The organism is Variovorax sp. MHTC-1, assembly GCF_003984645.1.
Taxonomy (GTDB): Bacteria; Pseudomonadota; Gammaproteobacteria; order Burkholderiales; family Burkholderiaceae_C; genus Variovorax.
Genome location: NZ_RWKI01000111.1, coordinates 1 through 406, shown reverse-complemented (window position 1 = coordinate 406; position 406 = coordinate 1). Strand labels below are relative to the sequence as shown.

Sequence of the window (406 nt, the reverse complement as noted above, 5' to 3'; positions counted from 1 at the left end):
TCGTCGACATCATCGGCGTCATCGACGGCATCGCCTTCCAGACCAACATCCTGGCGCTCAATGCCGCGGTGGAAGCCGCGCGTGCCGGCGAGCAGGGCCGCGGCTTCGCGGTGGTCGCCTCCGAGGTGCGCAACCTCGCGCAGCGCTCGGCCGCGGCGGCCAAGGAGATCAAGGGCCTGATCGACGACTCGGTGGGCAAGGTGGATGCCGGCAGTGCACTGGTGGGCGAAGCCGGCAAGACGATGGAAGAGATCGTGGGCAGCGTGAAGCGGGTGACCGACATCATCGGCGAGATCACGGCAGCGAGCCACGAGCAGACGCAGGGCATCGAGCAGATCAACCAGGCGATCACGCAGATGGACCAGGTGACGCAGCAGAACGCGGCATTGGTCGAAGAAGCGGCGGC

General features: G+C 67.0%; 1 protein-coding gene. It reads left to right on the top strand.

Features of this window, described 5'->3' with window-relative positions; translation table 11 throughout:
- Positions 1 to 406 (top strand): methyl-accepting chemotaxis protein (locus EJI01_RS28490; RefSeq protein WP_260602748.1); only part of this gene is annotated, 406 nt, incomplete at both ends.